Consider the following 26361-nt stretch of genomic DNA (forward strand, 5'->3'; position numbering starts at 1 on the left):
CGGCCCGTCCCTGCCTCCGTCCCGGCCCGTCCCTCTCCCGGTCCCGGCCGGATCCCGCCCTCAGCCCGGCCAGACCACCGACTGGAGTTCGCTGTACGCGTGCAGCGCGTACGAGCCCACGTCCCGGCCCACCCCGCTGTGCTTGAAGCCGCCGAACGGCGCCTCCATGTTCCGCCCGACGGTGTTCACGCCGACCCCGCCCGCCCGCAGCCGCCCGGCCACCCGGAAGGCCCGCGCCACATCGCCTGACCAGACGTAGTCCAGCAGGCCGTAGTCGCTGTCGTTGGCCAGCGCGATGCCCTCCTCCTCGTCGTCGAAGGGGACCACCACGACCACCGGGCCGAAGATCTCCTCGCGCACCACCCGCATCGCGGGGGTGCAGTCCGCGAACAGCGTCGGCGCGACGTAGAAGCCGCGCGCCGTGTCCGGGCCGTCCGGGCGCTCCCCGCCGGCGACCACCGTGGCCCCCTCCTTGCGCCCCAGCGCGATGTACGACTCGACCCGCTCGCGGTGCGCCGCGGAGATCACCGGGCCGACGACGGTGCCCCGCGCCCGCGGATCGCCGACCGTGAGCTGCCCGGCGTAGCGGGCGAGGCGCTCCACCAGCCGGTCGTGGATCCCGCGCTGGGCCAGCACCCGGGTCGGCGCGGTGCAGATCTGTCCGCTGTAGAAGGCGAAGGTGGTGCCGATGCCGGCCACCGCCGCGTCCAGGCCCGCCTCGTCGAGGTCGTCGAAGACCAGTGCGGCGCCCTTGCCGCCCAGCTCCATCAGCTGGCGTTTCATCCCGCGCCCGCACACCTCGGCGATCCGCTGCCCGACGGCCGTGGAACCGGTGAAGCTCACCATGTCCACGTCCGGCGACTCGACCGCAGCCGCGCCGACCGCCGCCCGCTCGCCGGAGACCACGTTCACCACCCCGGGCGGCGCCCCGGCGTCCGCCAGCGCCTCCTGGAGCGCCTCGGCCATCCGGTACACCGACAGCGGGTCCTGCGGCGCCGGTTTGACCACGACCGTGTTGCCCATCGCCAGCGCCGGGGCGACCTTGCCCGCGGGATTGGCCCACGGGTTGTTGTACGAGGTGATGCAGGTGACCACGCCGACCGGACGGCGGGCCGCGAACGCCCCGAACACCCCCGCCCGCCCCATCGGCCCGGCCTCGTTGATCTGCGGCGGCAGCGGGGTCTCGACGGGCTCCAGGGCGCCGCGCGCGTACCGCTGGAAGCGCGCCACCGACACCCCCACCTGCATGCCGCGCGCGGTGGCCGTCGTCGCGCCGCTCTCCGCCTGCGCCAGTTCCGCGTACCGGCCGAAGTTGCGCCGGATGATCTCCGCCGTGCGGTCCAGGACCCGGGCGCGGGTCTCCGGCGCGGTGCGCGACCACGGGCCGAAGGCCGCGCGGGCCGCCTCGGCCGCCGCCTGCACCTGCGCACCGCTCGCCTCCGGCGCCCGCCCCACGACCTCTTCGGTCGCCGGATCCCGCACGTCGTAGTGCCCGCGCTCAGGCTCGGTCCACTCGCCGCCGATGAACAGCCGCTCCGCGAACTCCCCGCCCGCGCCGCTCACTTGGTGCTCACCGTCTCCGTGTCCCGCCCCGAGCGCAGCACCGTCCCCGGCACCGCGCCGGTCACCACGTCGTGCCGGATCGTCTCCACGCCGTTGACCCGTACGCTCACGATGCCCAGCGCCTTGGAGTCGAGCCGCGGGCTGTCCCCCGGCAGGTCGTGCACCAGCGTGGCGGGCCCGGCGTCGATCCGCTCCGGGTCGAAGAGCACCAGGTCGGCGTGGTATCCGTCGGCGATCCTGCCGCGCCCGCGCAGCCCGAACAGCCGCGCCGGATCGTCGGTCAGCATCCGGACCGCGTCCTCCAGACCGACGAGCTTGCGCCCGCGCAGGCAGTCCCCCAGGAAGCGGGTGGTGTAGGGCGCGCCGCACATGCGGTCCAGGTGCGCGCCGGCGTCCGAGCCGCCCAGCATGACGTCCTCGTGCTGCCAGGTCTCGCGGCGCAGTGCCCAGCTGTCCGGGTCGTTGTCGGTGGGCATCGGCCACAGCACCGTGCGCAGCGCGTCCTCGGCGCAGATCTCCACCAGGCAGTGGAAAGGCTCCTGGCCGCGTTCGGCGGCGATGTCGCCCACCACCCGGCCGCTGAGCCCTTCGTTGGCCGCGGAGTAGGTGTCGCCGATGACGTAACGGTCGAAGCGGGCCAGCCGGCGGAAGATCCCGGCCTCTTCGCTGCCCGCGCGGCGCAGCATCTCGGCCCGTACGTCCGCGTCACGCAGCCGGGCGATGCGTTCGGGCACCGGCAGGCCGAGGATGTCGCCCCAGCCGGGGATGAGGTTGAGCGCGCAGAAGGTGCCGAGCGACATGTTCATCGGGGTGAGGATGGGCATGGTCAGCGCCACGATCCGGCCGCCCGCATCGCGGGCGCGGGCGCTGGGTATCAGCTGGCGCGGTACGCGTTCGGGCACCGCCGCGTCGATGGTCAGCACGTTCCAGTTCAGCGGGCGCCCGGCGGCGGCCGTCATCGCCACCAGCAGGTCGATCTCCTCGTCGTCGAACCGGTCGAGGCAGCCGGAGACGATGGCCTCAAGCTGGGTGCCCTCGTGTTCGGCCACCGCGCGGGAGAGCGCCAGGAGTTCGGCGGGGGAGGCGTGCCGGGAGGCGACGGGCGCGCCGTCGCCGTCGGAGTGGGTGGACGACTGCGTCGTGGACAGGCCCCAGGCGCCGGCGTCCATCGCGTCGTGGAACAGCGCGACCATCGCCGCGAGCTGCGCCTCGGTGGGCTGCCCGCCGACCGCGTCGGCCCCCATGACGTGCCGGCGCAGCGCGCAGTGCCCCACCATGAAACCGGCGTTGACCGCGATCCGGCCCTCCAGGGCGTCCAGGTATTCGCCGAAGCCGCGCCAGGTCCAGGGCGCGCCTTCCTCAAGCGCCACCAGCGACATGCCTTCGACCTTGCTCATCATCCGCCGGGTGTAGTCGGCGTCGTCGGGCCGGTCGGGGTGCAGCGGGGCGAGCGTGAAGCCGCAGTTGCCGCCGGCGACGGTGGTCACGCCGTGGTTGAGCGAGGGGGTGGCGTACGGATCCCAGAACAGCTGCGCGTCGTAGTGCGTGTGCGGGTCGACGAACCCCGGCGCGAGCACGAGGCCGGTGGCGTCCTCGCTGGTCAGGGCGGGTTCGGTGACCTTGCCCCGGTCCGCGACGACGGCGATGCGCCCGTCCCGGATGCCCACGTCGGCTGCGCGGCGGGGCGCACCCGTCCCGTCCACGACGGTCGCGCCCTTGATCAGGTGGTCGAGCATGGCGTGGATCCCTTTCTCGGTGGGTGCGTGCGGGGCGGGCGGCGCCGTGCCACGTGCGGGGCGCCGCCCGTGCCGGAACGGGCCTGCGGGCTCAGCTGCCGCCCGCCGCCTGCCGGAAGCGCGTCGTGCGGTGCACCGGATCGGTGTCGATCTTCGGGATGACGTGCTCGCCGATCAGCTTGATCGAGGTGAGCGTGTCCTCGTATCCGATGCCGATGGGCAGGCCGAAGGAGAGCTGGTCGGCGCCCGCCTGTTCCCAGCGCCTGCACTGGCCGAGCACCTCGTCCGGGTCGCCGCAGATCATCAGCTCCTCGGCGATCAGCAGCTCGACCAGTTCCTCGGTGTAATCGGGCAGCAGCTCGGGCCACTCGGGGACGCCATCGGGCCGCGGGAAGGTGTCGTGGTAGCGGAACAGCAGCGACTGGAGGTAGTTGAGCCCGCCGCCGACCGCGATCTCGACGGCCTTCTTGTGCGTCTCGGCGCAGATGGCGGTGGAGGTCACCATCACGTTGTCGTTGACGAAGTCGCCGACCGCCTCGGCCTCCTTGACGGCGGTCTTGTACGACTCGACGACCCACTCCATGTCGGCGACCTTCTGCACGCTGAAGCCCAGCACCCCCAGGCCCTTGCGCCCGGCCATCGCGTACGAGGACGGCGAGCCCGCCGCGTACCACATGGCCGGGTGCGAGGCCCCGTACGGCTTGGGCAGGATCTTGCGGGGCGGCAGCTCCCAGTGCTTGCCCTTGAAGCCGACGTACTCGTCCTGGAGCCACATCTTGGGGAACTCCGCGATGGTCTCTTCCCAGAGTTCCTTGGTGTGGTTCATGTCGGTGACACCCGGCATGAAGCCGAGGATCTCGTGGCTGCCTGCGCCCCGCCCGGAGCCGAACTCGAAGCGTCCGCCGGAGAGGTGGTCGAGCATGGCGACCTTCTCGGCGACCTTCACCGGATGGTTGACCGGCGCGAGCGGGTTGAAGATGCCGGAGCCGAGGTGGATGCGCTCGGTGGCGTGGGCGAGGTAGCCGAGGAAGACGTCGTTGGCGGAGATGTGCGAGTACTCCTCCAGGAAGTGGTGCTCGGAGGCCCAGGCGTACTTGAAGCCGGACCTGTCCGCCTGGATGACGTACTCGGTCTCCTCCATCAGCGCGTGGTGCTCGGCCTCGGGGTCCGTCCTCGCCCGCGACGCGGGCACGTATCCCTGCACAAAGAGCCCGAATTCCAAGGGGGTTCACCGTCCCAGTGTTTTCTGACGCATCGTCAGATTCGAATGTGGTCGACTGTTCCACCGGCGCCCGGGGCCGTCAATACCTGACGGAGCATCAGGAAAGGCCGACGCCGGCCAGCCACCCCCCGTCGATCACGAACGGCTGACCTGTGATGTACGAGGAGTCCTCGCAGGACAGGAAGAGGGCGAGCCTGGCGATCTCGTCAGGACGGCCGATCCGCCCCATCGGCACCAGCTTCCGGTACAGGCCGTCCACCGCCCGCCGGGATTCCTCCGGATCGGTGTCCGGGGCGAGCCCGGCCGGATTCGTCATCGGCGTGTCCACCGCCCCGGGGCACACCGCGTTCACCCGGATCTTCTTCGCGGCGAGCTCCATCGCCGCGACCCTGGTCAGCCCCAGGACGGCGTGCTTGCTCGCCGCGTAGGCGCCGACCCCCGCCATGCCCGTCAGGCCCGTGTACGAGGAGGTGTTGACGATGGTGCCGCCGCCGGCCGCCGCGATCTCGGGCGCCACCGTGCGGATGCCCAGGAAGCAGCCGGTCTGATTGACCTGGACGACCTGCTGGAACTCCTCAAGCGGCGTGGACACCAGCGCGTTGAAGCGCAGGATCCCGGCGTTGGCGACCAGCCCGTCGATCTTCCCGAAGGCGTCCTTGGCCGCGCCGACCGCCGCCCGCCAGTCCTCCTCCCGCGTCACGTCAAGACGGACGTACCGCGCCACGTCCTCACCCAACTCATCGGCCAGTGCCGCCCCCTGCTCGTCCAGCACGTCCCCGAGCACCACCCGGGCGCCCTCCGCGGCGAACAGCCGCGCCTCCTGCTCGCCCTGCCCGCGCGCCGCGCCCGTGATGACGACGACCCGCCCGTCCAGCTTGCCCATGCCGCTCTCCCAGCGTCGCGTGATGCGGGCGCGCCCGGCGCCCGCCGTCCGTACCGGTGGCCGCCCGCACCGGCGGGCCCCGCCTACTCGTCCAGGTGCACCGCGACCCGCTCCCCGAACGCGGCCATCTGGTCGAGGAGTTCACCGCGGTCGCGGCTGCGGAACCGCACCTGGATCTGGTCGACCCCCAGCTCCCGGTACTCCCGCAGCGAGGCGGCGATCCGCTCCGGCGGCCCGGACAGCGTCCGCTTGCCGACCGCCCAGGAGGGTGCGCCGACGTAGAGCGGCTCGGCGATGGTGCCGATCTCCGCGGGCTCCGCGATCCCGGCCGCCTCCCGCAGCTCCCGCAGCCGGGCGATCTTCGCCGGCAGCTGCTCGCGCCGGTCGCCCTGCGGCAGCCAGCCGTCGCCGCGCTCGGCCGCCCGGCGCACCGCGGCGGGCGAGGAGCCGCCCACCCACACCGGGGGCCGCGGCACCTGCACCGGGCGCGGCGCCTGCCCGAGATCCGAGAACGCGAACCGCTCCCCCGCGAACTCGGCGAACTCCCCTGGCCCCAGCGCCGCCTTCAGCGCGTCCACGGTCTCGTCCAGCACCGCGCCGCGGCCCGCGAAGTCCACCCCGAGCGCCGCGAACTCCTCCTGGACGTGCCCCGCGCCGACCCCGAGGATCAGCCGGCCGCCCGAGAGCCGGTCGAGCGTGGCGTACTGCTTCGCACTGACCAGCGGATGCTTCAGCCCCACCACGGCGACGTGGCTCAGCAGCCCGACCCGCTCGGTGACCGCGGCCAGATGCGCCAGCGTGGCCACCGGGTCGTACCAGACCGTCCCCATCGCCCCCGCCAGCCGCCGCGGCACCACGACATGCTCACAGCAGGCGACATACGCGAAGCCGTACCGGTCGGCGGCCCGCGCGACCTCCACCAGATCACCGGGCCCCGCGTCCGCCTCCCACTCCTCGGCGAACAGCACACTCTGCGCCTGCACCGGCAGCTGCATGCCGTAGGACAGCCGTCCTTCGGGCAGTATCCGCACCATGTGCCCCTCCGTGGCGTCCCGTCCGGCCCGGCTCACGGCTTCCGGCCCCGCCACAGCCCCTCCCCCGTGAGCCCCAGCAGCTCGATCGCGTTGCCGCGTACGATCCGTTCGACGACGTCAGGGGCCAGGTGTCCCATCTGTTCCTCGCCGACCTGGCGGGACTTCGGCCAGGTGGAGTCCGAGTGCGGGTAGTCGGTCTCGTAGAGGACGTTGCCGACGCCGATCGCGTCGAGGCTCTTGAGGCCGAAGGCGTCGTCGAAGAAGCAGCCGTAAACGTGCTCGGCGAAGAGTTCGGACGGCGGGCGTAGCACCTTGTCGGCGACGCCGCCCCAGCCGCGGTTCTCCTCCCAGACGACGTCGGCGCGCTCCAGGATGTACGGGATCCAGCCGATCTGACCCTCGGCGTACATGATCTTCAGGTTCGGGAAGCGGTCGAACTTGCCGCTCATCAGCCAGTCGGTCATCGAGAAGCAGCAGTTGGCGAAGGTGATCGTGGAGCCGACGGCGGGCGGCGCGTCCGCCGACGTGGACGGCATCCGGCTGGACGAGCCGATGTGCATGGCCACGACCGTGCCGGTCTCGTCGCAGGCGCGCAGGAACGGATCCCAGTAGTCGGTGTGGATGCTGGGCAGGCCGAGGTGCGGGGGTATCTCGCTGAAGCACACCGCCCGTACGCCGCGGGCCGCGTTGCGCCGCACCTCGTCGGCGGCGAGCTGGGCGTCCCACAGCGGGATGAGGGCGAGCGGGATCAGCCGGCCCTGCGCCTCGGGGCCGCACCACTCCTCCACCATCCAGTCGTTGTAGGCGCGCACGCCGAGCAGGCCGAGATCACGGTCCTTGGCCTCGGTGAAGGTCTGGCCGCAGAAGCGCGGGAAGGTGGGGAAGCAGAGCGCGGACTGGACGTGGTTGACGTCCATGTCGGCGAGCCGGTCGGGCACGGAGAAGGAGCCGGGCCGCATCTGCTCGTAGGTGATGCCCTCCAGCCTGATGTCGTCGCGGGAGTATCCGACGGCGGTGTCGAGGCGGGTCAGCGGCCGGTGCAGGTCCTCGTAGACCCACCAGTCGGCCAGCGGTCCCTCCTCGCCCGGCGCACCCATCTTCGGGGCGAACTTGCCGCCCACGAACGTCATTTCCTTCACCGGCGCACGGACGATCCGCGGGCCGTCTCCCCGGTACTTCGACGGGAGCCGGTCCTGCCACACGCGCGGTGGCTCCACCGTGTGGTCGTCCACCGAGATGATCTTGGGGAAGGTCTCCATGGTCTCCATGAGAGGTACGGTAACCGCGATCTGACGACCCGTCAGCAATGCGGACAAGGATGACCCGGACAGAACGCGGGCGCGGAGAAGGACGGTGTGCGAACGAACGGTGAAGAATCCGGGGGGAGATCACGGACCCGGGGCCGGGGCGGCATCCTCGGTGAGGCACGGACGGGACGACGGGGCAGCCGGGGCGTGTCCGAACGGGCACGAAGGCGTCCGAATCAGGACGGGCGCACACCACGGAGCGCGCTCCCGCGTACCGTATCCCTTTGTCATGGCCTCACCACCCTGGGCGGGCACCGGTCGGGCGGGGAGGCTTTGTGCACGCTCCGGCCTCCTACTGACGGAGGGGGCCCTGACAAGGCAGACTGGCCGTTGCGCACGGCGGAACACGGCACACACCGCGCACGATTGGGACAGGGCAGGGGGTCACCATGGACGACGGTCCGGGACAGAGGCGGGAGCGACTGCGCTTCACCGTGCTCGGTCCCGTACGGGCGTGGCGCGGTGAGAGGGAGCTGGCGGCGGGATCACCGCAGCAGCGCGCACTCCTCTCCGCACTCCTGCTGCGCGGCGGGCGCACCGCCACCGCCGCCGAACTCGTCGACGCCCTCTGGGGCGACGCACCGCCGCACGCCGCGCTCGCCGCCCTGCGCACCTACGCGTCCCGCATCCGCAAGGCGCTCGGCGACGACGCCGACATGCTGGTCAGCGAGTCCGGCGGCTACGCGATCAGGTCGGCCGACGGCCGCCCGCTCGACCTGGACATCGACCACGCCGAGCAGTACGCCGTCGAAGCCGAGAAGGCCAAGGTGGCCGGCGACCGCTACCGCGCACGCGACCTGCTCGAAGCCGCCCTGGCCCAGTGGGACGGCGAACCGCTCGCCGGGCTCGGCGGCCCGTACGCTGACAACCAGCGCACCCGCATCGACGAGTGGCGCCGCTCCCTGACCGAGGGCCGTCTCGAACTGGAGCTTGAACTCGGCTGCCACACCGAAGCGGTGTCCGAGCTGACCTCGCTCACCGCCGCCCACCCGCTGCGCGAACGCCTGCGGGAGCTGCTGATGCTGGCCCTCTACCGCAGCGGCCGGCAGGCCGAGGCCCTCGCCGTCTACGCCGACACCCGCAAGCTCCTCGCCGACGAACTGGGGGTCGACCCCCGCGCCTCGCTCTCCGAACTCCAGCAGCGCATCCTGCGGGCCGACCCGGACCTCGACCCGCCGACCGCACCCGCGTCCAGCCGGAACCAGGCCGAACCGGTCATTCCGCGCCCCCAGCAACTCCCCGCCACCGTCTCGGACTTCACCGGCAGGGCCTCCTTCGTCGCCGAGCTGAGCGAACAGCTCGCCACCGCCGAGGGCCACGTCATGGCGGTCTCGGCGCTGACCGGCATCGGCGGCGTCGGCAAGACCACCCTCGCCGTCCACGTCGCGCACGCCGCGCACCGGCACTTCCCCGACGGCCAGCTGTACGTCGACCTCCAGGGCGCGGGCCACAGCCCGTCGGAGCCCGACACCGTCCTGGCCGCGTTCCTGCGCGCCCTGGGAGTGCCCGAAGCCTCCATCCCCGACGGGCTCGACGAACGCGCCGCCCTCTACCGTTCCTCGCTCGCCGGACGCCGGGTGCTCACCCTGCTCGACAACGCCCGCGACGCCGCCCAGATCCGCCCGCTGCTGCCGGGCACCGAAGGCTGCGCCGCGCTGATCACCAGCCGCGCCCGGATGATCGACCTGGCCGGCGCCCACCTCATCGACCTCGACGTGATGAGCCCCGAGGAAGCCTTCACCCTCTTCACCCGCATCGTGGGCGAGGAGCGCGTGAACGCCGAACGCGAGGCGTCCATGGACGTCGTCGGCGCCTGCGGCTTCCTGCCGCTCGCCATCCGCATCGCCGCGTCCCGGCTGGCGGCCCGCCGCACCTGGACCGTCTCCTTCCTCGCCCGCAAGCTCGCCGACGAACGCCGCCGCCTCGACGAACTCCGGGCCGGCGACCTCGCCGTGAAGGCCACCTTCGAACTCGGCTACGGCCAGCTGGAGCCGCAGCAGGCCCGCGCCTTCCGGCTGCTCGGCCTCGCCGACGGACCCGACCTGTCCCTGGCCGCCGCCGCTGCCCTGCTCGACATGGACACCGACGCCGCCGAGAGCCTCCTCGAATCGCTCGTGGACACCTCCCTGCTGGAGTCCGCGGCCCCGGGCCGCTACCGCTTCCACGACCTCGTACGCCTCTACGCCCGCTCCTGCGCCGAACGCGACGAACAGCCGCCGGAGGAAAGGGACGCGGCCCTGTCGCGGCTGCTCGACTTCTACCTGGCGTCCGCCGCGCAGATGTACATGATGGAGCGGCCAGGCGACAGCCTGCTCGACCAGATGGAGACGCCGCACTACCCGGGCCTGGTCTTCACCAACCGCTCGGAGGCGCTGACCTGGCTGTTCGGCGAAACCCGGTGCCTGATCGCGTGCGCCCTCCAGAACACCGGGCCCGCCGGGCTGCGGCGCGCCGTCGATCTGCTGCTGCTCACCCGGGACATGGCCGAGTCCGGCGCCAACAACCGCCAGTACGAACAGGCCAACCTCACCCTGCTCGCCGCCGCACTGGAGGCCGACGACCAGCACGCGGCCGGGCGGGCGCACTGGGCGCTGTCACCGATCTGCACCCAGTTCGGCAGGCTCAGCGACGCCGACGAGCACGCGAAGCTGGCGACCCTGCTCGGGCTCGCGGCCGGCGACCCGTTCAGCTCGTCCAACGGGCCCAACGACCGCGGCATCATCGCCGGCATCCGGCACCACCACGAAGAGGCGGAGGCGTACCTCAACCAGGCGCTGGTCGCCTTCCGCGACAACCGCAGCAAGCAGTCCGAGGCCAGCGCGCTGTGCAACCTCTCCCGCGTCCACCTGGACACCGGGCGCATCGACAGCGCGATCCACCTCGCCGAGCAGGGCATCGCCTGCTACCGCGAGGCCGGCGCCTCCCGCAGGCTGGGCAACGGCATGTACGCCCTGGGCATGGCCCTCACCCTGGCCGGGCGCCTCGACGAGGCCACGGACCAGCTCGCCGCCGCGCTCGCCATCTTCCAGGACAGCAGGCAGCGGTTCTGGGAGGGGATGACGTACCTGAGGATGGCCGAGGTCGACCTCGCCGCCGGGCGCCCCACCAGCGCCGCCAACTACGCCGAGCAGGCGCTCACCGCGCTCCGCGGCATCGGCGGCGGGCGCTGGCGCGCCGACACCCTGACCACCCTGGGGCACGCCCTCAGCCAGATCGGGCACACGGGCCGCGCCAAGGTCTGCTGGCAGGAAGTCATGTCGCTCCGCGCGCAGCTCGGCCTGCCCGCCGACACCGGCATGCACCACCTCATCTCTCCGGCGGCCGTCGCATAACTCCAGGTCAGGGCCTACGTCGCGGGCGTTTATCGATCGTTCATCGCCACGCGACAACCTCTTACACATCGAACCGCCGCCTCGGGGGGCAAGCGGCTCGGTGTCAGGGCCCCACCGCCAAGGTGTCAGGCTCTGGTCCACTCGTCCGGCAACCCACGGGGGAGTTGCCGGACGGGTGGCATCATCAGCGCCCACACACAGGAGTTGAGCCACCGTGAGCACTCAGAATCAGGCACGGCCAGGCGACGACAAGGACATCGTCCGGCCGATGGACAGCAACCGCCCGATCCAGCCCATGGACAGCAACCGTCCGATCCGCCCGATGGACAGCAACCGTCCCATCCAGCCCATGGACAGCAACCGCCCGGTCCGCCCGGCGGACAGCAACCGCCCCATCCAGCCGATGGACAGCAACCGCCCCATCCAGCCCATGGACAGCAACCGTCCGATCCGCCCGGCGGACAGCAACCGTCCGATCACCGACGGGCCGGCTCCTGCTGACGACACCGTGCGCAAGGCCGCGGGCGAGGACGCCATCCACACCAAGGACAGCAACCGCCCGATCGCCGACCCGAAGTAACCGGATCGCGCATCGGACCGTCGCGCATCGCCCATGCGCGCCGCAGTCCTTTCGCAGCGGATCCCGCCGTGCCGTGCCGGTGGCAGGGGATCCGCAGGGGGGAGGGCCGGAGGGTCGGGATCCGTGGGGGGACACGGGTCCTGGACACCGGCGCTCGTAAGGGGGGACCGGCAACCGGAACGACCGGAGCTCTGGGGAGGGACCGGTCGTTCCGGGCGTCCCGGCAGCCGTGCTGCCGGGACCGGGGGATCGCAGGGGCCGGATTCCGCGGCGGCAAAGGCCGACCGCGGAAACCGGCCCCTGCGGCACGCCCGCGACCACACCGCGCCCCAGCTCTCGCAACCGGCGTCAACTCACGGGATTTTTACGGAAGTTATCCGGTTCCGGTCGAACATCTGCCTGGTGAAGGGCTACCGTCGTTCGGCAAGAGATGTTTACACACGGGAACGCTCTATTCCAAGGCGCGTTCCTCACGGAGGAGTTGACATGAGTCGTACCCGACGCACGCTCGTCACCATCGCCCTCGCCGTCGCCGCCGCCGGCGCCGCGGCGACTCCGGCCCTGGCCGACAGCCACTTCCCCAGCCCCGGCCCGGGTGTCACCGCCCAGGACAGCCACTTCCCCGTGGCACCCGGCGACGTCACCACCCAGGACAGCCACATACCCGTGGCCCCGTAACCCGCGAACGCCACGCCTCGCACCCGTTCCCCGTCAGCAAACTCCGGTGGTTCACGCACCCCGGGACGGGGCCGGGTGCGAGCGGCCGTTGCGGCCCCTCAGAGCGCCGCGGCACGGCCGTCACCGGGGCGACCGCGTGCGAGGGGGCAGCGCCGCGCGCCCCCGGCAGCGGGCCGGGATACGGTGGTCCGCCTCGTTCCGATGTGCGATTTCGCCATCCGTGCGACGCCACCGCTGCCGCAAAGGAAGATCACCGTGTCCGCGTATCCACCGCCGCCGGACGGCCACACCCCCTACGGACAGCCGGGCCAGGCGCCTTACGGACCGCCGCCCCCGTACGGGCCGCCGCCGCAGGCCCCGCACGGACCGCAGGGCGCACCCCCGTACGGGCCGCAGGGGTCCGGCCCGATTCCCTACGGGCAGCCGCCGCAGGCCCCGTACGGGCAGGGCGGGCCGCAGCAGGGCGGGTTCGCGCCCGGCTTCCCGCCGCCTCCGGGCGGGAAGCGCGGCAATCCGGTGCGGTTCAGCCTCATCGCCGTGGCGCTGCTCGCCCTCGCGGGCGGCGGCCTCTGGGCGCTGACCGGCAACAGCACACCGGTACGCACCGCGAAGCAGGCACACGTCGGCGAGTGCCTGGAGAACCGGGGAACGACCGCGGACCCGGTGCTCTTCGTCATCGACTGCGGCGACGCGAAGGCCGAGTACAAGATCGGGGCGGACAGCTCCCGCATCGACGAGTGCCCCGCCGGGACCACCCGGTACGCCGAGCACCAGGGCCGCATCAAGACGGTCACGCTCTGCCTTGCGGACGTGAGCCACTGAGGCATGCCCGTAAGGGGCCCGCCCCTACGGGCGAGCACCCCTCGGGCGAGCGCCCTCCCGGGCCCGAGCGCGCCGCGACCGCGGGCCGGTGGCCGCCCCGCATCTGGACCTGACGCATCGTCAGTTCTAGGCTGGGCGCCCCGGTTCCGCCCGCTCCCCTCGCAGCCAGGAGGCGCGCCGTGTTTGAGTCCGCTCGCATACAGACGCTCTGGGAACTGGTCGATCACCGGGCCGGAGCCTCCCCCGACGCGCCGATGTTCTTCGACGGGGAGGGGCGGACCGTCACCTTCGGGGAGGCCCGTGACCAGGCCCTCCAGGTGGCGGCCGGGTTCCGGGAGCTGGGGATCGGGGCCGGAACGCGGGTGGTCTGGCAGCTGCCGACGCGGATCGGGACGGTGATCGCGTCGATCGCCCTGGCCCGGCTCGGGGCCGTGCAGACGCCGGTCATCCACCTCCACCGGGAACGTGAAGTCGGCTTCATCCTGGCCGAGTCGGCGGCCGAGTTCGTGCTCGTACCGGGGGTGTGGCGGGGCTTCGACTTCACGGCGATGGCGCGGAAGCTGGCCGGGGACGGGGTGCGGGTGCTCACCGTCGAGGAGGAGGGCCCCGGGGGCGGCGGATACGGTCTGCCGTCCGGTGACCCGCGCGCCCTCGCGGCGCCGGCGCCGGTGCCGGCGCCGGACGGCCACGCCACCGGAGACACCCGGTGGATCTACTACACCTCGGGCACCACCTCATCCCCCAAGGGCGTCGAGCACACGGACGCCTCGCTGATCGCCGGCGGGGTGGGTCTTGCCACCGCGCTGGGGATGTCGGCGGACGACGTCGGCTCGATCGCGTTCCCCTACGCGCACATCGCGGGGCCCGACTACCTCATCGCGATGCTGGTCAGCGGCTTTCCCGCGGTCGTCATCGAGGTGTTCAGGCCCGGCGATGCGGCGGCCGTCTACCGGCGTCACGGCGTGACCATGGCAGGCGGCAGCACCGCCTTCTACCAGGCGTTCCTGGACGAGTCGCGGCGCTACCGGCAGGAGTCGCCGCGGGCCGGGCGGCTGATCCCCGCGCTGCGGCTGCTGTCGGGCGGCGGGGCGCCGCTGCCGCCCGAGCTGTACGCCGAGGCCCGGCGGGAGCTGGGCTGCGCGCTCGTGCACGGGTACGGGATGACGGAGTCCCCGATGATCGCGATGGGCACGCCGTACGACCGGGACGAGCAGCTGGCGCACACCGTGGGGCGGCCGGTCGCGGGCGCGCGGGTGCGGATCGCCCGGCCGGACGGGAGCGCGGCGGCTGCCGGGGAGACCGGCGAGGTGCGGGTCAAGGGGCCGATGGTCTTCCGGCGGTACACCGATCCGGCGCTGACCGCCGACGCGTTCGACGCCGACGGCTACTTCCGCACCGGCGACCTGGGGCATCTGCGGCCCGACGGCCACCTCGTGCTGACCGGGCGCAGCAAGGACATCATCATCCGCAAGGGCGAGAACATCTCGGCGCAGGAGATCGAGGATCTTCTGCTGACGCATCCGGCGGTCGCCGAGGCGGCGGTGATCGGGCTGCCGGACCGGGCGCGCGGCGAGCGGGTCTGCGCGGTGGTCACACTCGCCGAACCGGCCGCGCCGCCGCCGACGCTGGCGGAACTGACCGCCCACCTGCGGGCCGCCGGGCTCATGCCGCAGAAGCTGCCCGAGCAACTGGAGATCACGGCCGGACTCCCCCGCGGCGGCCCGCTGGGCAAGGTGCTGAAGACGGCGCTGCGGGAGCGGTACGCGCCCGGATAGGGCCGCTCGTCCGGACCGGGCAGGGCGGTGCGGGCACGCCCGAAGCGGGCGGCGGTCGGGCGTACGGCGGTGTGGCGCGGGGGCGGTGGCGGCCCTGACGTCTTCACTGGAGGCCGGGCGGGTGGCACCGGCCGCGGATGCGCGGGGCGGACACGGCCGCGGCGCACCCGCCCTGGGCACCGGTGACGACGGAAGGAAGCCCGGACATGACCGAGACGATCGACTTCACGGCGCAGACGCGTCTGGTCGCGCAGCTCGCCGCGGACACCCGTGAGGACCAGCTCGACGCTCCCACGCCGTGCGAGGACTACGCCGTGCGCCATCTGCTGGGCCACCTCGTCGGCCTGACCGGCGCCTTCCGGAGCGCGGCGGACAAGGATCCGGGGCCTTCGACCGCCACCCCGCCCGGCGCGAGCAGACCGGACGTGCAGGCCGGCTGGCGGGCCCAACTGGAGCGGAATCTGGCCGAGATGGCGGATGCCTGGCACCGGCCGGAGGCGTGGGAGGGCGAGACCCAGGCGGGCGGTGTCACGCTGCCCGCCGCGATTGCCGGGCGGGTCGCGCTCAACGAACTGGTGCTGCACGGCTGGGATCTGGCCCGCGCCACGGGGCAGGCGTACGCGCCCGACACCGCCGCGCTCGGGGTCTCGTACGCGCTGCTCGCGCCGTCGGCCGGCGATCCGGAGCGCGGCATCTTCGGGCCCGCCGTTTCCGTGCCGGACGATGCGCCGCTGCTGGACCGGGTGGTGGCGCTGAGCGGGCGCAGCCCGTCCTGGGCACCGCCGCAGGGGCGGTAGGCGGCGGGCGCGCACCCGGCCCGGCGGCCGGGCCCCGCCGCCTCACGACTGCACTCCGGGGCGCGAACCGCCCGGCTGTGCCCCAGGGCGCGAACCGCCTTCCCGCAGCCGCCCCTTGAGGACCTTGCCTGCGGCGTTGCGCGGCAGTTCGGCGACGAACTCGACCTCCCGGGGGACCTTGTAGTTGGCCATCTCGCGGCGCGACCAGGCGATGAGGTCGTCGGCGGAGAGGGACGAGCGGGGGCGGCGGACGGCGTACGCCTTGCCGACCTCGCCCAGGCGGGGGTCGGGTATGCCGACGACGGCGACATCGGCGATCTCCGGGTGGCGGCCGAGCAGTTGCTCTATCTCGGCGGGGTAGGCGTTGAAGCCGCCGACGATGAACATGTCCTTGATGCGGTCGGTGATGCGGAGGTTGCCGTCCGCGTCGAGCACGCCGACGTCGCCGGTGTGCAGCCAGCCGTCGGGGGTGACGGCGCGGGCGGTGGCCGCCGGATCCTCGAAGTAGCCGGACATGACGTGATAGCCGCGGACCAGCACCTCCCCCGGGGTGCCGGGCGCCGCCGGGCGGCCATCGGGGCCGACGACGCGGACCTCGGTGCCGGGCAGGGCGCGGCCCGAGGTGGCGGCGACGGCCTCGGGCGGATCGCCACGGCGGCACATCGTGACGATGCCGGAGCTCTCCGACAGGCCGTACGCGGTCAGCACGGTGGAGACCTTCAGTTCGCCGCGCAGCCGCTCGACCAGCTCCAGGGGGACGACGGCGGCGCCGGTGACCACCAGCCGCAGCGCCGACAGGTCGTGCCGGTCGCGGGCGGGGTGGTCGAGGAGCTGCTGGTGGAGGGTGGGCGGCCCGGGGAGTACCGAGATCCGTTCGGCCGCGATGCGGGCGAGCGCCGCCGGGACGCTGAAGACGGACTGCGGGACCATCGTCGCGCCGCGCAGCAGGCAGGCGATGATGCCCGCCTTGTAGCCGAAGGTGTGGAAGAAGGGGTTGATGATGAGGTACCGGTCGCTCGCGCGCAGACCGGCCAGTTCGCTCCACACGCCGTAGGCGCGCAGGGTCTGGGCGTGGGTGATCACGGCGCCCTTGGGGTGACCGGTGGTCCCGGAGGTGAAGAGGATGTCGGACGGCGCGTCCGGGGGCAGCGCATCGGCCCGTGCGCGGACCGCGTCCGCGGGCACATCGGCGCCTTCGGCCAGGAACTCCTTCCAGGTGGTGAAGTCGGCGGGCGCGTCGTCGGAGAGCACCACCACCCGCTGGAGGTGCTCAAGGCCGGGCAGCGGTCCGCGGCCTTCGCCCTCATGGGCCGCGCGGCGCAGCGAGGCGACGTAGGACGTACCGAGGAAGGTGCCGGTGATGAAGAGGATCTTGGCGCGGGTGCGGCGCAGGACGTAGGCGGCCTCGGCGCCCTTGAAGCGGGTGTTGACGGGGACGAGGACGGCGCCGGCGGTGACGGCGCCGAGTGCGGAGACGATCCAGTCGGCGGTGTTGGGCGCCCAGACGGCGACCCGGTCGCCCGCCGCGACGCCGGAGGCGATGCAGGCGGCTGCCGCGCGCTCCACCCGGGCGCCCAACTCCGCGTAGGAGAGGCGGATTCTGCCGTCGATCACGGCCTCCCGGGGGCCGTGCCGTTCCACGGCCGCGCGCACCAGGCGGGGGATGGAGCCGTACTTCAGGTCCGCCCGCAGTTCCAGGTCACCGCGCATCGTCCGACCTCCCGGGAAAGTGCCGCCCGCCCGATAGCTGACTACCCGTCAGATTAACGGTAGCCTCCTCCGCTGTCAGCACTGGCGACCGACCACGGAGGTGGCGATGGGGGCAACTCTCAAGGACGCTACGGCGATAGCCGGCATCGGGCAGACTCCCTTTGCCAAACAACTGCCCGCCTCCGAGAAGGAGTTGGCCTGCCGCGCGATCGTCGCCGCACTGGACGACGCCGGCATCGCCGCATCCGAGGTGGACGCCTTCGCCTCCTACACCATGGAGGAGACCGACGAGGTCGAGGTCGCCAAGGCCATCGGCGCCGGCGACGTCACCCACTTCTCCAAGGTCGGCTACGGAGGCGGCGGTTCCTGCGCGACCGTGGCCCACCTGGCCGCCGCCATCGCCACCGGACAGGCGAGCGTCGGCGTCGCCTGGCGGTCCCGCAAACGCGGCTCGGGCCCCAGACCCTGGAAGAACACCGCGGTCCAGCTGCCCACCCCGGGACAGTGGACCCGGCCCTTCGGGCTGCTGCGCCCCGCCGACGAGATCGGCATGCTCGCCCGCCGCTACATGCACGAGTACGGCGCCACCCGCGATCACCTCTTCAACGTCGCACTCGCCTGCCGCAACCGCGCCAACCAGAACCCGGCCGCCGTCATGTACGAACGCCCGCTGACCCGGGAGATGTACATGACCGCACGCTGGATCAGCGAACCCCTCTGCCTCTTCGACAACTGCCTGGAGACGGACGGGGCGCTGGCCTGCGTGGTGGTCTCCGCCGAGCGCGCCCGCGACTGCCGCCGCAAGCCCGTCTACGTCCACTCCGCCGCCCAGGGCCTGCCCGCCCAGCACCACGGCATGGTCAACTACTGGAACGACGACCCGCTCACCGGGCCCGCCTGGACCGCCGCCCGCCACCTGTGGAAGGGCGCCGACCTCGGCCCGCAGGACGTCGATGTGGCACAGATCTATGACGCGTTCACCCCCCTGATTCCCCTCTCCCTGGAGGGCTACGGATTCTGCGGACGCGGCGAGGGCGCGGCCTTCACCGAGGGCGGCGCCCTGGAGACCGGCGGCCGGCTGCCGATCAACACCGGTGGCGGCGGCCTCTCCGAGGCGTACGTCCACGGCTTCAACCTCATCACCGAAGGCGTCAAACAGCTGCGCGGCACCAGCACGGCGCAGGTCAAGGACGCCACCACCTGCCTGGTCACCGCGGGCGAGGGAGTCCCCACATCGGCCCTGCTGCTGAGGAGTTGATACCCGATGAGCGCTCGTGACACCGCAGGCACAACGGGCCGGGAAGCCGCCGCACCGAGCGGGGAACCCGCCACCGCACCGATCAGGGAAACCACCGCACCGGACCAAAAAGCCACCGCGAACACTGTTGGTAATTCCATGGCACCCATCGTGACACCCCCCACTGACAATCCCCCCGAGACCGCCGCTGACCTGCTGGTTCCCGTCCCCGACGAGGACGGCGCGCCGTTCTGGGAGTACGCGGCCCGCGGCGAACTGCGCATCCAGGTCTGCACGTCCTGCGACGAGCTGCGCTTCCCGCCCCGCCCCTGCTGCCCGCACTGCCAGTCGTTCGACAGCCATTGGCGGCCGATGAGCGGCCGGGGCCGTATCTGGTCCTACGTCCTGCCGCACCCGCCGCTGCTGCCCGCCTACGCCGCGCAGGCGCCGTACAACGCGATCGTCGTGGAGCTGGCGGACGCGCCGCGCATCCGGCTCGTCGGCAACCTCGTCGCCTCGGCCGACGCCGCCCTCAACTCCGTCGACCCCGCGCGGCTGCGGATCGGCGCCCCGGTGAAGGTCGCCTTCCACACCCTGCCGGGAGGTACCACCGTGCCCCGCTGGCTCCTGGAGCGGCCGTGAGCATCAGGACCGAGATCGCGGACGGGGTCGCGCAGATCACCCTGGACCGGCCCGAGCGGCTCAACGCCATCGACCTCGCGTCGGCGGCCGAACTCGCCGCCGTCTGGCGGTCGTTCCGCTTCGACGACTCCGTACGCGCGGCCGTGGTCACCGGGGCGGGCGGCCGGGCCTTCTGCACCGGCATCGACCGCTCCGTGGACGTGCCGCAGCCGTCCTCGCCGTTCTCCCTCGACGACCCGCTGCTGCGGATCGGGCCCAAATCCAACGACCTGTGGAAGCCGGTGATCGCCGCGGTCGACGGCATGGCCTGCGGCGGCGCCTGCTACCTCCTGGGCGAGGCGGAATTCATCATCGCCTCCGAGACGTCCACGTTCTTCGACCCGCACACCACCTACGGGATGGTCAGCGCCTACGAGGCGATCCTCATGGCTCAGCGAATGCCCTACGGGGAAGCGGCCAGGATGGCCCTGATGGGCACGGCCGAGCGGCTGAGCGCGGCGCGCGCGCACGCCACCGGCCTGGTCAGCGAGGTGACCGCGCCCGGCGCCGCCGCCGCGACGGCGCTCCGCCGCGCCGCCGTCCTGGCCGCCCAGCCGACCGACGCCGTCCAGGGCACCGTGCGGGCCCTCTGGGCGGCCCACGAGGCGACCAGGGAACGGGCGCTGGCCCTGGCCCCGCAGCTGATCGCCCTGGGCAACCTGCCGCCGGACCGCCAGGCCGCCCTGTTCGCCGCCAGAGAGCGGGACGCCCCGACCTGACCCGGAGGACAGCCCTTAGGTCACCGCCCCGCTCACATCCGGGACTTGTCCGCCTTGGTGATCTCGCAGGTGAACCAGAACCGCGCGAAGGACGACTGGTTGACGGTGTAGCGGGCGGTGTACCTCTCGGTGTCGCCCGGCCCCACCACGATGCTCCGCTGGTGCCGCCCGTACGTGTGGCCGTCCGCCGGCTTCGACTTCATCCAGTTGACCTCCATGTCGTAGGAGAAGCTGTCGGACGAGGACGGGTTGGTGACGGAGACGGTGTACGAGAACTGGTGCAGCGACTCGGAGAAGTCGCAGCCGCTGCCGTCGACGTCGGAGCGGCCGTCCGGGTCGAAGTACTCCTGGGTCGGCGACGGCGACGAGGACGGCGCGTACGGGTCGTCGCTCGCGCCGTCCGCCGGGGTGGCGTAGGGGTCGGGCGTCGAGGTGGCGTACGGGTCGGCCGCTGGCGAGTAGGACGGCGCGGACACCACGTGGTCGGGGCCGCCGCCGATGCCTCCGATGAATCCGCCCCTGCCGTGGCTCCGTCCGCAGCCACCGACCGTGACGGCCGTGGCCAGCACGAGTCCCGCCGCCACCGCCGCCCGGGTGCGGGTGCGGATGTGTGCGCGCGTGCGCGTGCGTTGTTGCATGACGTGTCAGACCCCCGTGAAAACGACCTACCGCGCCCGCCCACCAGGCTTGACGCGTGCACGGCAGCCTAGCAAGCGGCGGCCACCGAAACCGCCGCGGACGGCTCCGCGCACCGGCCATGACACCCGTCCACAGGGCTTGACCGTCCGTCGCGGACATGTCTCGCGGGGGCCGACGGGCAGGCGTAGCGTCGGTGACGGAGGACATCAGGACCACCCGAAGCGAGGCGACGCCCGTGGTGCGCAACGTCATCGGATCCCTGATAGCCCTCGTAGGAGCGACGGCCGCCGTCTGGAGCCCCTTCCGTCCCTGGTACGACGGCCGTCACGGACGCGACGTCCGCATCGAGGACCTCTTCGGCGGCCTCACCACCGCCTCCGCGCCACTGCCGGCTTCGCTGCTGCTCCCCATGGCATTCGCCGCCCTGCTGACCCTGATCGGGGTGGCACTGCGCGCACGGGCCGTGGTCGCCGCGGCGGCGGTGGTGGTGTGCGGCTTCACCATCTTGTGGATGATCCGCCAGGGACAGGCGGCCGGCAGTCTCACCGCGGGCCACAATGGCCTGGGCACCGGCGTGGCCTACGCGCTGGGCGGCGGCGCGCTGCTGCTGATCGGCGCGCTGGTGATGCGCGGCCGACCGCCGCGCTACCGCGGCGACGCACCACGCCACGGCCGCGGACGGCACCGCGGCGGACGGCACGCCGACGGGTACGAAGCGGGCCGGTACGACCAGGGGCGGTACGGCGACGGCCGGCAGGGGATGCGGGAGCCCTACCCGCCCGAGCCGTGGGATCCGGGGCGGCCACCGGCCCAGCAGTGGACGCCGGGACCGCCCGGCACCCCCGCAGGGCAGGGCGCGTCGGCCGCCCCCTGGCCCGGCCCGGCAGCGCCGTCCCAGGACACCCGGCAGCCCCCGGAGAGACAGCCGGACGTCCGGGCCGCGCAGCAGCACCCCACGCCGCCGGTGCAGTGGGCCAAGGACCTGCGGCAGCACCCCGAGGGCCTGCCGCCCCGGCACAGCGGCGCACACCGCTCCCCCGACGGGGACGGCGAAGCGGAACCCGACCCGACGGTTCAGCAGCCGCAGGTGGACAGCGACGACACCGTGCAGCACCCGCGGGCACACCCCGCCGCCGGCGCCGGTGACGACCGGGCGCTCGACGACACCGTGCAGCGCCCCGCCTCCCCGCCGGACGACGGATCCGGATCCGGGCCCCAACACCCCCGCGACGAACGGGAATAGCCCGGCGGACGGTGTCCCCCGGGCCGCCTCACGTCCGTCGCGCCAGGCCCGTCCCCCGCGCCGCGTCCAGCGCGTACACGCAGCGGTCCTTGCTGCACGCGTACACCACGCCGCCCACCGCCACCGGAGAACCGGTGATCTCGCCTCCGGTGGCCAGCTTCCAGCGCAGCTGACCGCCCATCGCGTCCAGCGTGTACAGGCAGTGGTCGGCGGAGCCGAAGTGCACCCGGCCCTCGGCGACGACCGGCGAACCGATCACCTCGGCGCCCGCCTGGAACCGCCAACGCGGCGTGCCGGTCACGGCGTCCAGGGTGTAGAGCGCCTTGCCGCTGCCCAGGTGGACGGCGCCGTGCGCGACCAGCACCGGTTCGGCGGACTGCCGCGCCTCGGTGGCGATCCGCCAGCGGTCGCGGCCGTCGGCGGCGTCCAGTGCGTAGACCGTGCCGAGGTAGTCCGCCAGATAGACGCCGCCTCCGGTGACGGCGGGCCCCGGCGCGAAGGCGGGCGGGCTCAGGAAGACCGCGGGCGCCTCGAAGTGCCAGCGCACGTCGCCGCGCGCGCTGTCGATGGCCAGCACCCTGGCCCCCGCGACGACATAGACGGTGCCGTCCGGCGCCGCCGTCAGCCGCATCGGGACGCCGCCGCAGGCCGCCGCGTCACCCACCGGGTACGACCAGCGTTCGGCGCCGGTCCGCGCCTCCAGGGCCTTGAGCCTGGCGTCGGCCCAGACGTACACCGTGCCGCCGTGCACCACCGGGGCGGCGTCGGCCGTCTCGAAGTCCGTCTGGACGCCGCCGGTCTCCCACAGCAGTTCGCCGGTGCCCGCCTCCCACGCCTGGACGGTGCCACCGCGGGTGCTGGTGACGACGGTGCCGCGGTCGGCCGACAGGGCGTAGACCCAGCCCTCGGTGTGCAGCCGCCAGCGTTCGGTGCCGTCGTCCGCGTCCAGCGCGTACAGGCTCGGCCCGTCCGACGCGTGGATACGGCCGTCGGCCACCGCCAGTGCCCACGCCACGTCGCGGGTCTTGAACTTCCGCCGCCCGCTTGCCACATCGAGCGCGTGCACCTCGAACGAGGTGACGTAGAGCAGGTCACCGGCGACGGCGGGGGTGCCCCACACGTCGTTCGACATCCGGAACCGCCACGGGCGCCAGCGCCCCGGCTCCGCGCCGGGCGGCTCACTCGGCGCGGGCGGCGCGTCCTGCCGGGCCGCGCCCTGGGCCTCGCCGCCCTGGCCCGGCACACCGGGCGCGGCGGCGCCGGGTGGTCGTACCCAGTTCGTCGCCGCGCCTGCCTGCCCGCGCGGCTGCGGGTCGCGGCCGTCGGCGGCCCGCGGACCAGGCCCTATCGGAGCGGGCGAACCGCCGAGCCGTACCGGGCCGCCGACCCCATCCGCCTCGGGCGGCGCGGCGGGCGGCGCGGAGAGCGCGGCGGCAGGTGCCTGCGCGCCCACGGGCGGCGCGACGGAGACCGGCGTCGCACGGGCCGACGCCTCCGGTCCGAGCGAGCCCTGCGGCAGCGGGGCGCCGCGCGGGTCGGCGCCGCGGTGCGCACCGGGGCCCGCGGCGACCTGTCCCGGCCAGCCTGGCTGTGCCTGCGGCGCGTTGGCGGGGCGCGGCGGCACCGCCCGGGGCTCGGCGGGGCGCGCCGCGGCACGGCCGGCACCCGCGCGCTGGCTGTTCCTGGGGACGGACGAACGGCCGCCGCGCCGCCCCTCGATGAGCGCCACGGCGCCACAGGGCAGCCAGGCCGACGCCGTGCCGCTGTCGTCGCTGCCGGAGCCGAAGAGGTGCGGTGCGAGCTGCGACTGGAGGTCGGCGGGCGACGGCCGGTGGGCCGCCTCCATCTGCATGCAGGACTCCAGCAACGGCCGCAGCTCGTCCGGTAGCCCGGCGAGGTCGGGGCCCTCGCGCAGCAGCATGAAGACCGTCTCGACGGGGTTGGCGCCGTGGAAGGGCGCGTGTCCGGTGGCGGCGAACACCAGCGTCGAGCCGAGCGAGAAGACGTCGCTGGCGCCCGTGACACTGCGGGAGTCACGGGCCTGCTCGGGCGACATGTACGCGGGCGTGCCGACGGCCACATTGGTCATCGTCAGACGGGTGTTGGACACCCCGGACGCGATGCCGAAGTCGATCACCCGGGGGCCGTCCTCGACCACCAGGACGTTCGACGGTTTCAGGTCACGGTGCACCAGACCCGCGCCGTGGATGGACTGCAGCGCCTCGGCGATCCCGGCCGCCAGCCACCGCACCGCCTGGGCCGGCAGCGGCCCGCACTCATTGACTATTTCTTCCAGCGAGGGGGCCGGCACGTAGGCGGTCGCGAGCCAGGGCACCGCGGCACGCGGGTCGGCGTCGACCACCGCCGCGGTGTAGAAGCCGCTCACCGCGCGGGCCGCCTCGACCTCGCGGGTGAAACGGACCCGGAACAGCTGGTCCTCGGCGAGTTCCGTACGCACCGTCTTGATCGCCACGCGCCGGCCGGACGCCGAGCGCGCCAGATAGACCAGTCCCATGCCGCCGGCCCCGAGACGGCCGAGCACCTCGAACGGGCCGATCCGCCGGGGATCGTGCTGCGTCAGCTGCGTCAGCTGCTCCACCACTTGCCTGCCACCTCCCCGTGGGGCGTAAAAGAGACTCTCCAAAGCACCGAGCCGCCGAGAGCCACTGCCCCGAGCAGCGTCTCATCGCCTGGCCGAAACGGCCGTACGCGAGCTGATTCTTCCTGGCCTAGCCGACGGTGGCGAACCCGGGGCCCGGCCGCCGCACCCCGGCCCGCCTTCAGCAGTACGCAGCGAAACCGTTACCCGGGGTTATCAACCCTCGCCTGACGTGCACGGATACGTCCATCGGCGGGTGATTGCCCGGGGGTTACCGATCGGTTGCGGGACGCGGGCGAGAACCCGCCGCGCCCTTACACGGCCCGTGCGCCCACCGCCCGCCCGGCGGCCCCGCGCGTGGGCCAACGCGTGGGCCGAGACGTCACCGCTACCGCACGGGCCCGGCTCCGGCGCTCCGTATCGGCAGCCCCACCCGTCTCGGCCCCACCCGTCTGTGCCCCTCAGGATCCTGAGGGGCGGGTCTCCGCTCCCGCGCGCCCCCGGGATTCCGGCGCGAGCCCGCGGATCCGGGCGCCGCGTCCCGCGCCTTCGGCCGTCCCGTTGTCCGTGCGGCGCCGACGCGCCCCCGTTGCCTGCTGGTCATGCACTCCCCGCCGTCGCCCGTGCCGTTCCCCCAATTCTGCGGTGTCCACGGCTATTTCGGGGCCATGACACCGAAGGTGGCGCCTTGATTGTCGCGGAACACCGCGAACGGGCCGCCGGGGGACCGCTCGGGCCGCGCCACCACCTCGCCGCCGTGCCCCGTCGCGGTGCGGATCGCCTCGGCCATGTCGTCGACGAGGAAGCAGACCGTGAAGTGCGACGGCAGGTCGGCGGGCACCGACGCGTCCATCGCGATCCGGCAGCCGATCTCCCGTTCCTGGCCCGGCAGTCGCCACGGCAGGAAGCCCGGCCTGGCCATCGGGGCCTCCCGGGCCCCGGCGAAGCCGAAGACCTGGGCGTAGAAGGCGTCGGCGGCCTGTGGGTCACGGGTGTTCAGCCCCATCCAGACGTAGCTGCCGGGCTGCCTTGCGATCTCGAATCCCGTGTGCGCCCCGGCCTGCCAGGCGCCGAAGACCGCCCCTGCGGGGTCGGCGGCGATCAGCATCGAGCCCAGGTCGCCGACCGGCACCGCCTCGTGGAGGACCCGGCCGCCGGCTTCCCTGACCGCGGTTTCGGTGCGCCCGATATCGGAGGTCGCGAAGAAAATGCCCCATGCGGTGGGCATCGTCTCGTCGCTGCGGGGCATCAGCCCGGCCGCTTTCCTGCCGTCGCGGAACGCCTGGGTGTACCCGCCGAATTCGGCGGCGCCTTCGTCGAAGGTCCAGCCGAAGAGGTCGCCGTAGAAACGCTTTCCCGCGTCGAGATCCGGCAGCAGTACGTCGACCCAGCAGGGTGCGCCGTCCGCGAATGCAGTCATGCGGCCACGCTAGTGGCGAATCCGCGAGCGCGCCCGGCAGGAAATCGAACGGGTGGATCAATGTGAAATCCGGCACGTATCAGCGGGCTGCCGCACGACTCAACGGGCCGCCGCCGACGGCCACTTGTGGCGCGTTGTCCACCGAAGTTTTCCACAGGCTGTTGATAAGGTGATTCACCGGTTCGGACCAATCGGCCTTTTCCCGTACCGATACCGCGCCATTCACCGCGGCGAAGCCCGCGCCGCCTCGGCGACACCCGTCCCGCTCGCCCCGGATACGCCCGGAAAGCGCCGTCTTGGATACCTTGCGCACCGCCGCCACGTCAGAAGGAACCGGGACCGATGCGCGCGAACTCCCCCGTCCCCATTTGCAGGCAGCCAAAT

At 73.0% G+C, this 26361-nt stretch carries 21 protein-coding genes; 10 read left to right on the forward strand and 11 right to left on the reverse strand.

Features of this window, described 5'->3' with window-relative positions:
• Positions 1–60: 60 nt before the first annotated feature.
• From ACGFNI_RS13650 to ACGFNI_RS13675, 6 genes are all read right to left on the reverse strand, one after another.
• Entirely contained in the window at positions 61–1563 is a 1503-nt protein-coding gene (locus ACGFNI_RS13650; protein WP_393683456.1) for an aldehyde dehydrogenase family protein, read from the reverse strand.
• Positions 1560–3299 carry an amidohydrolase family protein gene (locus ACGFNI_RS13655; RefSeq protein WP_393683458.1) on the reverse strand — a complete coding sequence of 580 codons (1740 nt, stop codon included), beginning with the start codon at positions 3297–3299 and terminating at the stop codon, positions 1560–1562. Before ACGFNI_RS13655 ends, ACGFNI_RS13650 begins: the two co-directional genes overlap by 4 nt.
• Positions 3300–3390: 91 nt before the next feature.
• On the reverse strand, positions 3391–4521 hold the full coding sequence (locus ACGFNI_RS13660; RefSeq protein ID WP_393683460.1) for an LLM class flavin-dependent oxidoreductase: 1131 nt from the start codon (positions 4519–4521) through the stop codon (positions 3391–3393).
• A gap of 97 nt (positions 4522–4618) precedes the next feature.
• Positions 4619–5404, reverse strand: a complete 786-nt coding sequence (locus ACGFNI_RS13665; RefSeq protein WP_393683462.1) for an SDR family NAD(P)-dependent oxidoreductase — start codon at positions 5402–5404, stop codon at positions 4619–4621.
• 83 nt (positions 5405–5487) lie between these two features.
• Positions 5488–6438: a TIGR03619 family F420-dependent LLM class oxidoreductase gene (locus ACGFNI_RS13670; protein WP_393683464.1), complete on the reverse strand. Its 951-nt coding sequence runs from the start codon at positions 6436–6438 to the stop codon at positions 5488–5490.
• A 32-nt stretch (positions 6439–6470) separates the two neighbouring features.
• On the reverse strand, positions 6471–7697 hold the full coding sequence (locus tag ACGFNI_RS13675) for an amidohydrolase family protein (RefSeq protein ID WP_393683870.1): 1227 nt from the start codon (positions 7695–7697) through the stop codon (positions 6471–6473).
• Positions 7698–8134: 437 nt separating this feature from the next.
• Here ACGFNI_RS13675 and ACGFNI_RS13680 point away from each other — a divergent pair, with 437 nt between their 5' ends.
• From ACGFNI_RS13680 to ACGFNI_RS13705, 6 genes are all read left to right on the forward strand, one after another.
• Positions 8135–11077 carry a BTAD domain-containing putative transcriptional regulator gene (locus ACGFNI_RS13680; protein ID WP_393683466.1) on the forward strand — a complete coding sequence of 981 codons (2943 nt, stop codon included), beginning with the start codon at positions 8135–8137 and terminating at the stop codon, positions 11075–11077.
• Positions 11078–11291: 214 nt separating this feature from the next.
• Positions 11292–11657: a laminin G gene (locus tag ACGFNI_RS13685; protein ID WP_393683468.1), complete on the forward strand. Its 366-nt coding sequence runs from the start codon at positions 11292–11294 to the stop codon at positions 11655–11657.
• Positions 11658–12143: 486 nt separating this feature from the next.
• Positions 12144–12335, forward strand: coding sequence for a hypothetical protein (locus ACGFNI_RS13690; RefSeq protein ID WP_393683470.1), 192 nt, complete (start codon positions 12144–12146; stop codon positions 12333–12335).
• A 255-nt stretch (positions 12336–12590) separates the two neighbouring features.
• Complete coding sequence (locus ACGFNI_RS13695) at positions 12591–13157, forward strand: hypothetical protein (protein WP_393683472.1); 567 nt, start codon at positions 12591–12593, stop codon at positions 13155–13157.
• Between the two features lie 179 nt (positions 13158–13336).
• Positions 13337–14932 carry a class I adenylate-forming enzyme family protein gene (locus tag ACGFNI_RS13700; RefSeq protein ID WP_393683474.1) on the forward strand — a complete coding sequence of 532 codons (1596 nt, stop codon included), beginning with the start codon at positions 13337–13339 and terminating at the stop codon, positions 14930–14932.
• Between the two features lie 206 nt (positions 14933–15138).
• On the forward strand, positions 15139–15729 hold the full coding sequence (locus ACGFNI_RS13705) for a TIGR03086 family metal-binding protein (RefSeq protein WP_393683476.1): 591 nt from the start codon (positions 15139–15141) through the stop codon (positions 15727–15729).
• Between the two features lie 42 nt (positions 15730–15771).
• Here the strand turns inward: ACGFNI_RS13705 and ACGFNI_RS13710 are convergent, their stop codons facing one another.
• On the reverse strand, positions 15772–17439 hold the full coding sequence (locus ACGFNI_RS13710) for a FadD3 family acyl-CoA ligase (protein ID WP_393683478.1): 1668 nt from the start codon (positions 17437–17439) through the stop codon (positions 15772–15774).
• Positions 17440–17545: 106 nt separating this feature from the next.
• On the opposite strand from ACGFNI_RS13710, the gene ACGFNI_RS13715 reads away from it, so the two are divergent.
• The 3 genes from ACGFNI_RS13715 to ACGFNI_RS13725 all read left to right on the forward strand — a co-directional run bounded on the left by ACGFNI_RS13715 (position 17546) and on the right by ACGFNI_RS13725 (position 20076).
• Positions 17546–18697, forward strand: a complete 1152-nt coding sequence (locus tag ACGFNI_RS13715) for a lipid-transfer protein (protein WP_393683480.1) — start codon at positions 17546–17548, stop codon at positions 18695–18697.
• Positions 18698–18835: 138 nt separating this feature from the next.
• Positions 18836–19318, forward strand: a complete 483-nt coding sequence (locus ACGFNI_RS13720; protein WP_393683872.1) for a Zn-ribbon domain-containing OB-fold protein — start codon at positions 18836–18838, stop codon at positions 19316–19318.
• Positions 19315–20076, forward strand: coding sequence for an enoyl-CoA hydratase/isomerase family protein (locus ACGFNI_RS13725; protein WP_393683482.1), 762 nt, complete (start codon positions 19315–19317; stop codon positions 20074–20076). Before ACGFNI_RS13720 ends, ACGFNI_RS13725 begins: the two co-directional genes overlap by 4 nt.
• Positions 20077–20108: 32 nt before the next feature.
• On the opposite strand, the gene ACGFNI_RS13730 is transcribed toward ACGFNI_RS13725, so the two are convergent.
• Positions 20109–20714: a hypothetical protein gene (locus ACGFNI_RS13730; protein ID WP_393683484.1), complete on the reverse strand. Its 606-nt coding sequence runs from the start codon at positions 20712–20714 to the stop codon at positions 20109–20111.
• A gap of 194 nt (positions 20715–20908) precedes the next feature.
• Between ACGFNI_RS13730 and ACGFNI_RS13735 the strand changes: the two genes are divergently transcribed.
• Positions 20909–21958, forward strand: coding sequence for a hypothetical protein (locus ACGFNI_RS13735; RefSeq protein WP_393683486.1), 1050 nt, complete (start codon positions 20909–20911; stop codon positions 21956–21958).
• Positions 21959–21986: 28 nt separating this feature from the next.
• On the opposite strand, the gene ACGFNI_RS13740 is transcribed toward ACGFNI_RS13735, so the two are convergent.
• The 3 genes from ACGFNI_RS13740 to ACGFNI_RS13750 all read right to left on the reverse strand — a co-directional run bounded on the left by ACGFNI_RS13740 (position 21987) and on the right by ACGFNI_RS13750 (position 26299).
• On the reverse strand, positions 21987–24560 hold the full coding sequence (locus tag ACGFNI_RS13740) for a PQQ-binding-like beta-propeller repeat protein (protein ID WP_393683488.1): 2574 nt from the start codon (positions 24558–24560) through the stop codon (positions 21987–21989).
• Between the two features lie 652 nt (positions 24561–25212).
• Positions 25213–25977 (reverse strand): VOC family protein, encoded by a 765-nt coding sequence (locus ACGFNI_RS13745; RefSeq protein WP_393683490.1) that lies wholly within the window; start codon positions 25975–25977, stop codon positions 25213–25215.
• Positions 25978–26056: 79 nt separating this feature from the next.
• A complete protein-coding gene (locus tag ACGFNI_RS13750; RefSeq protein ID WP_393683491.1) occupies positions 26057–26299 on the reverse strand; it encodes a hypothetical protein in 243 nt (80 codons plus the stop codon).
• Positions 26300–26361 lie beyond the last annotated feature (62 nt).

Source organism: Streptomyces sp. NPDC048644 (genome assembly GCF_043199105.1).
GTDB lineage: Bacteria > Actinomycetota > Actinomycetes > Streptomycetales > Streptomycetaceae > Streptomyces.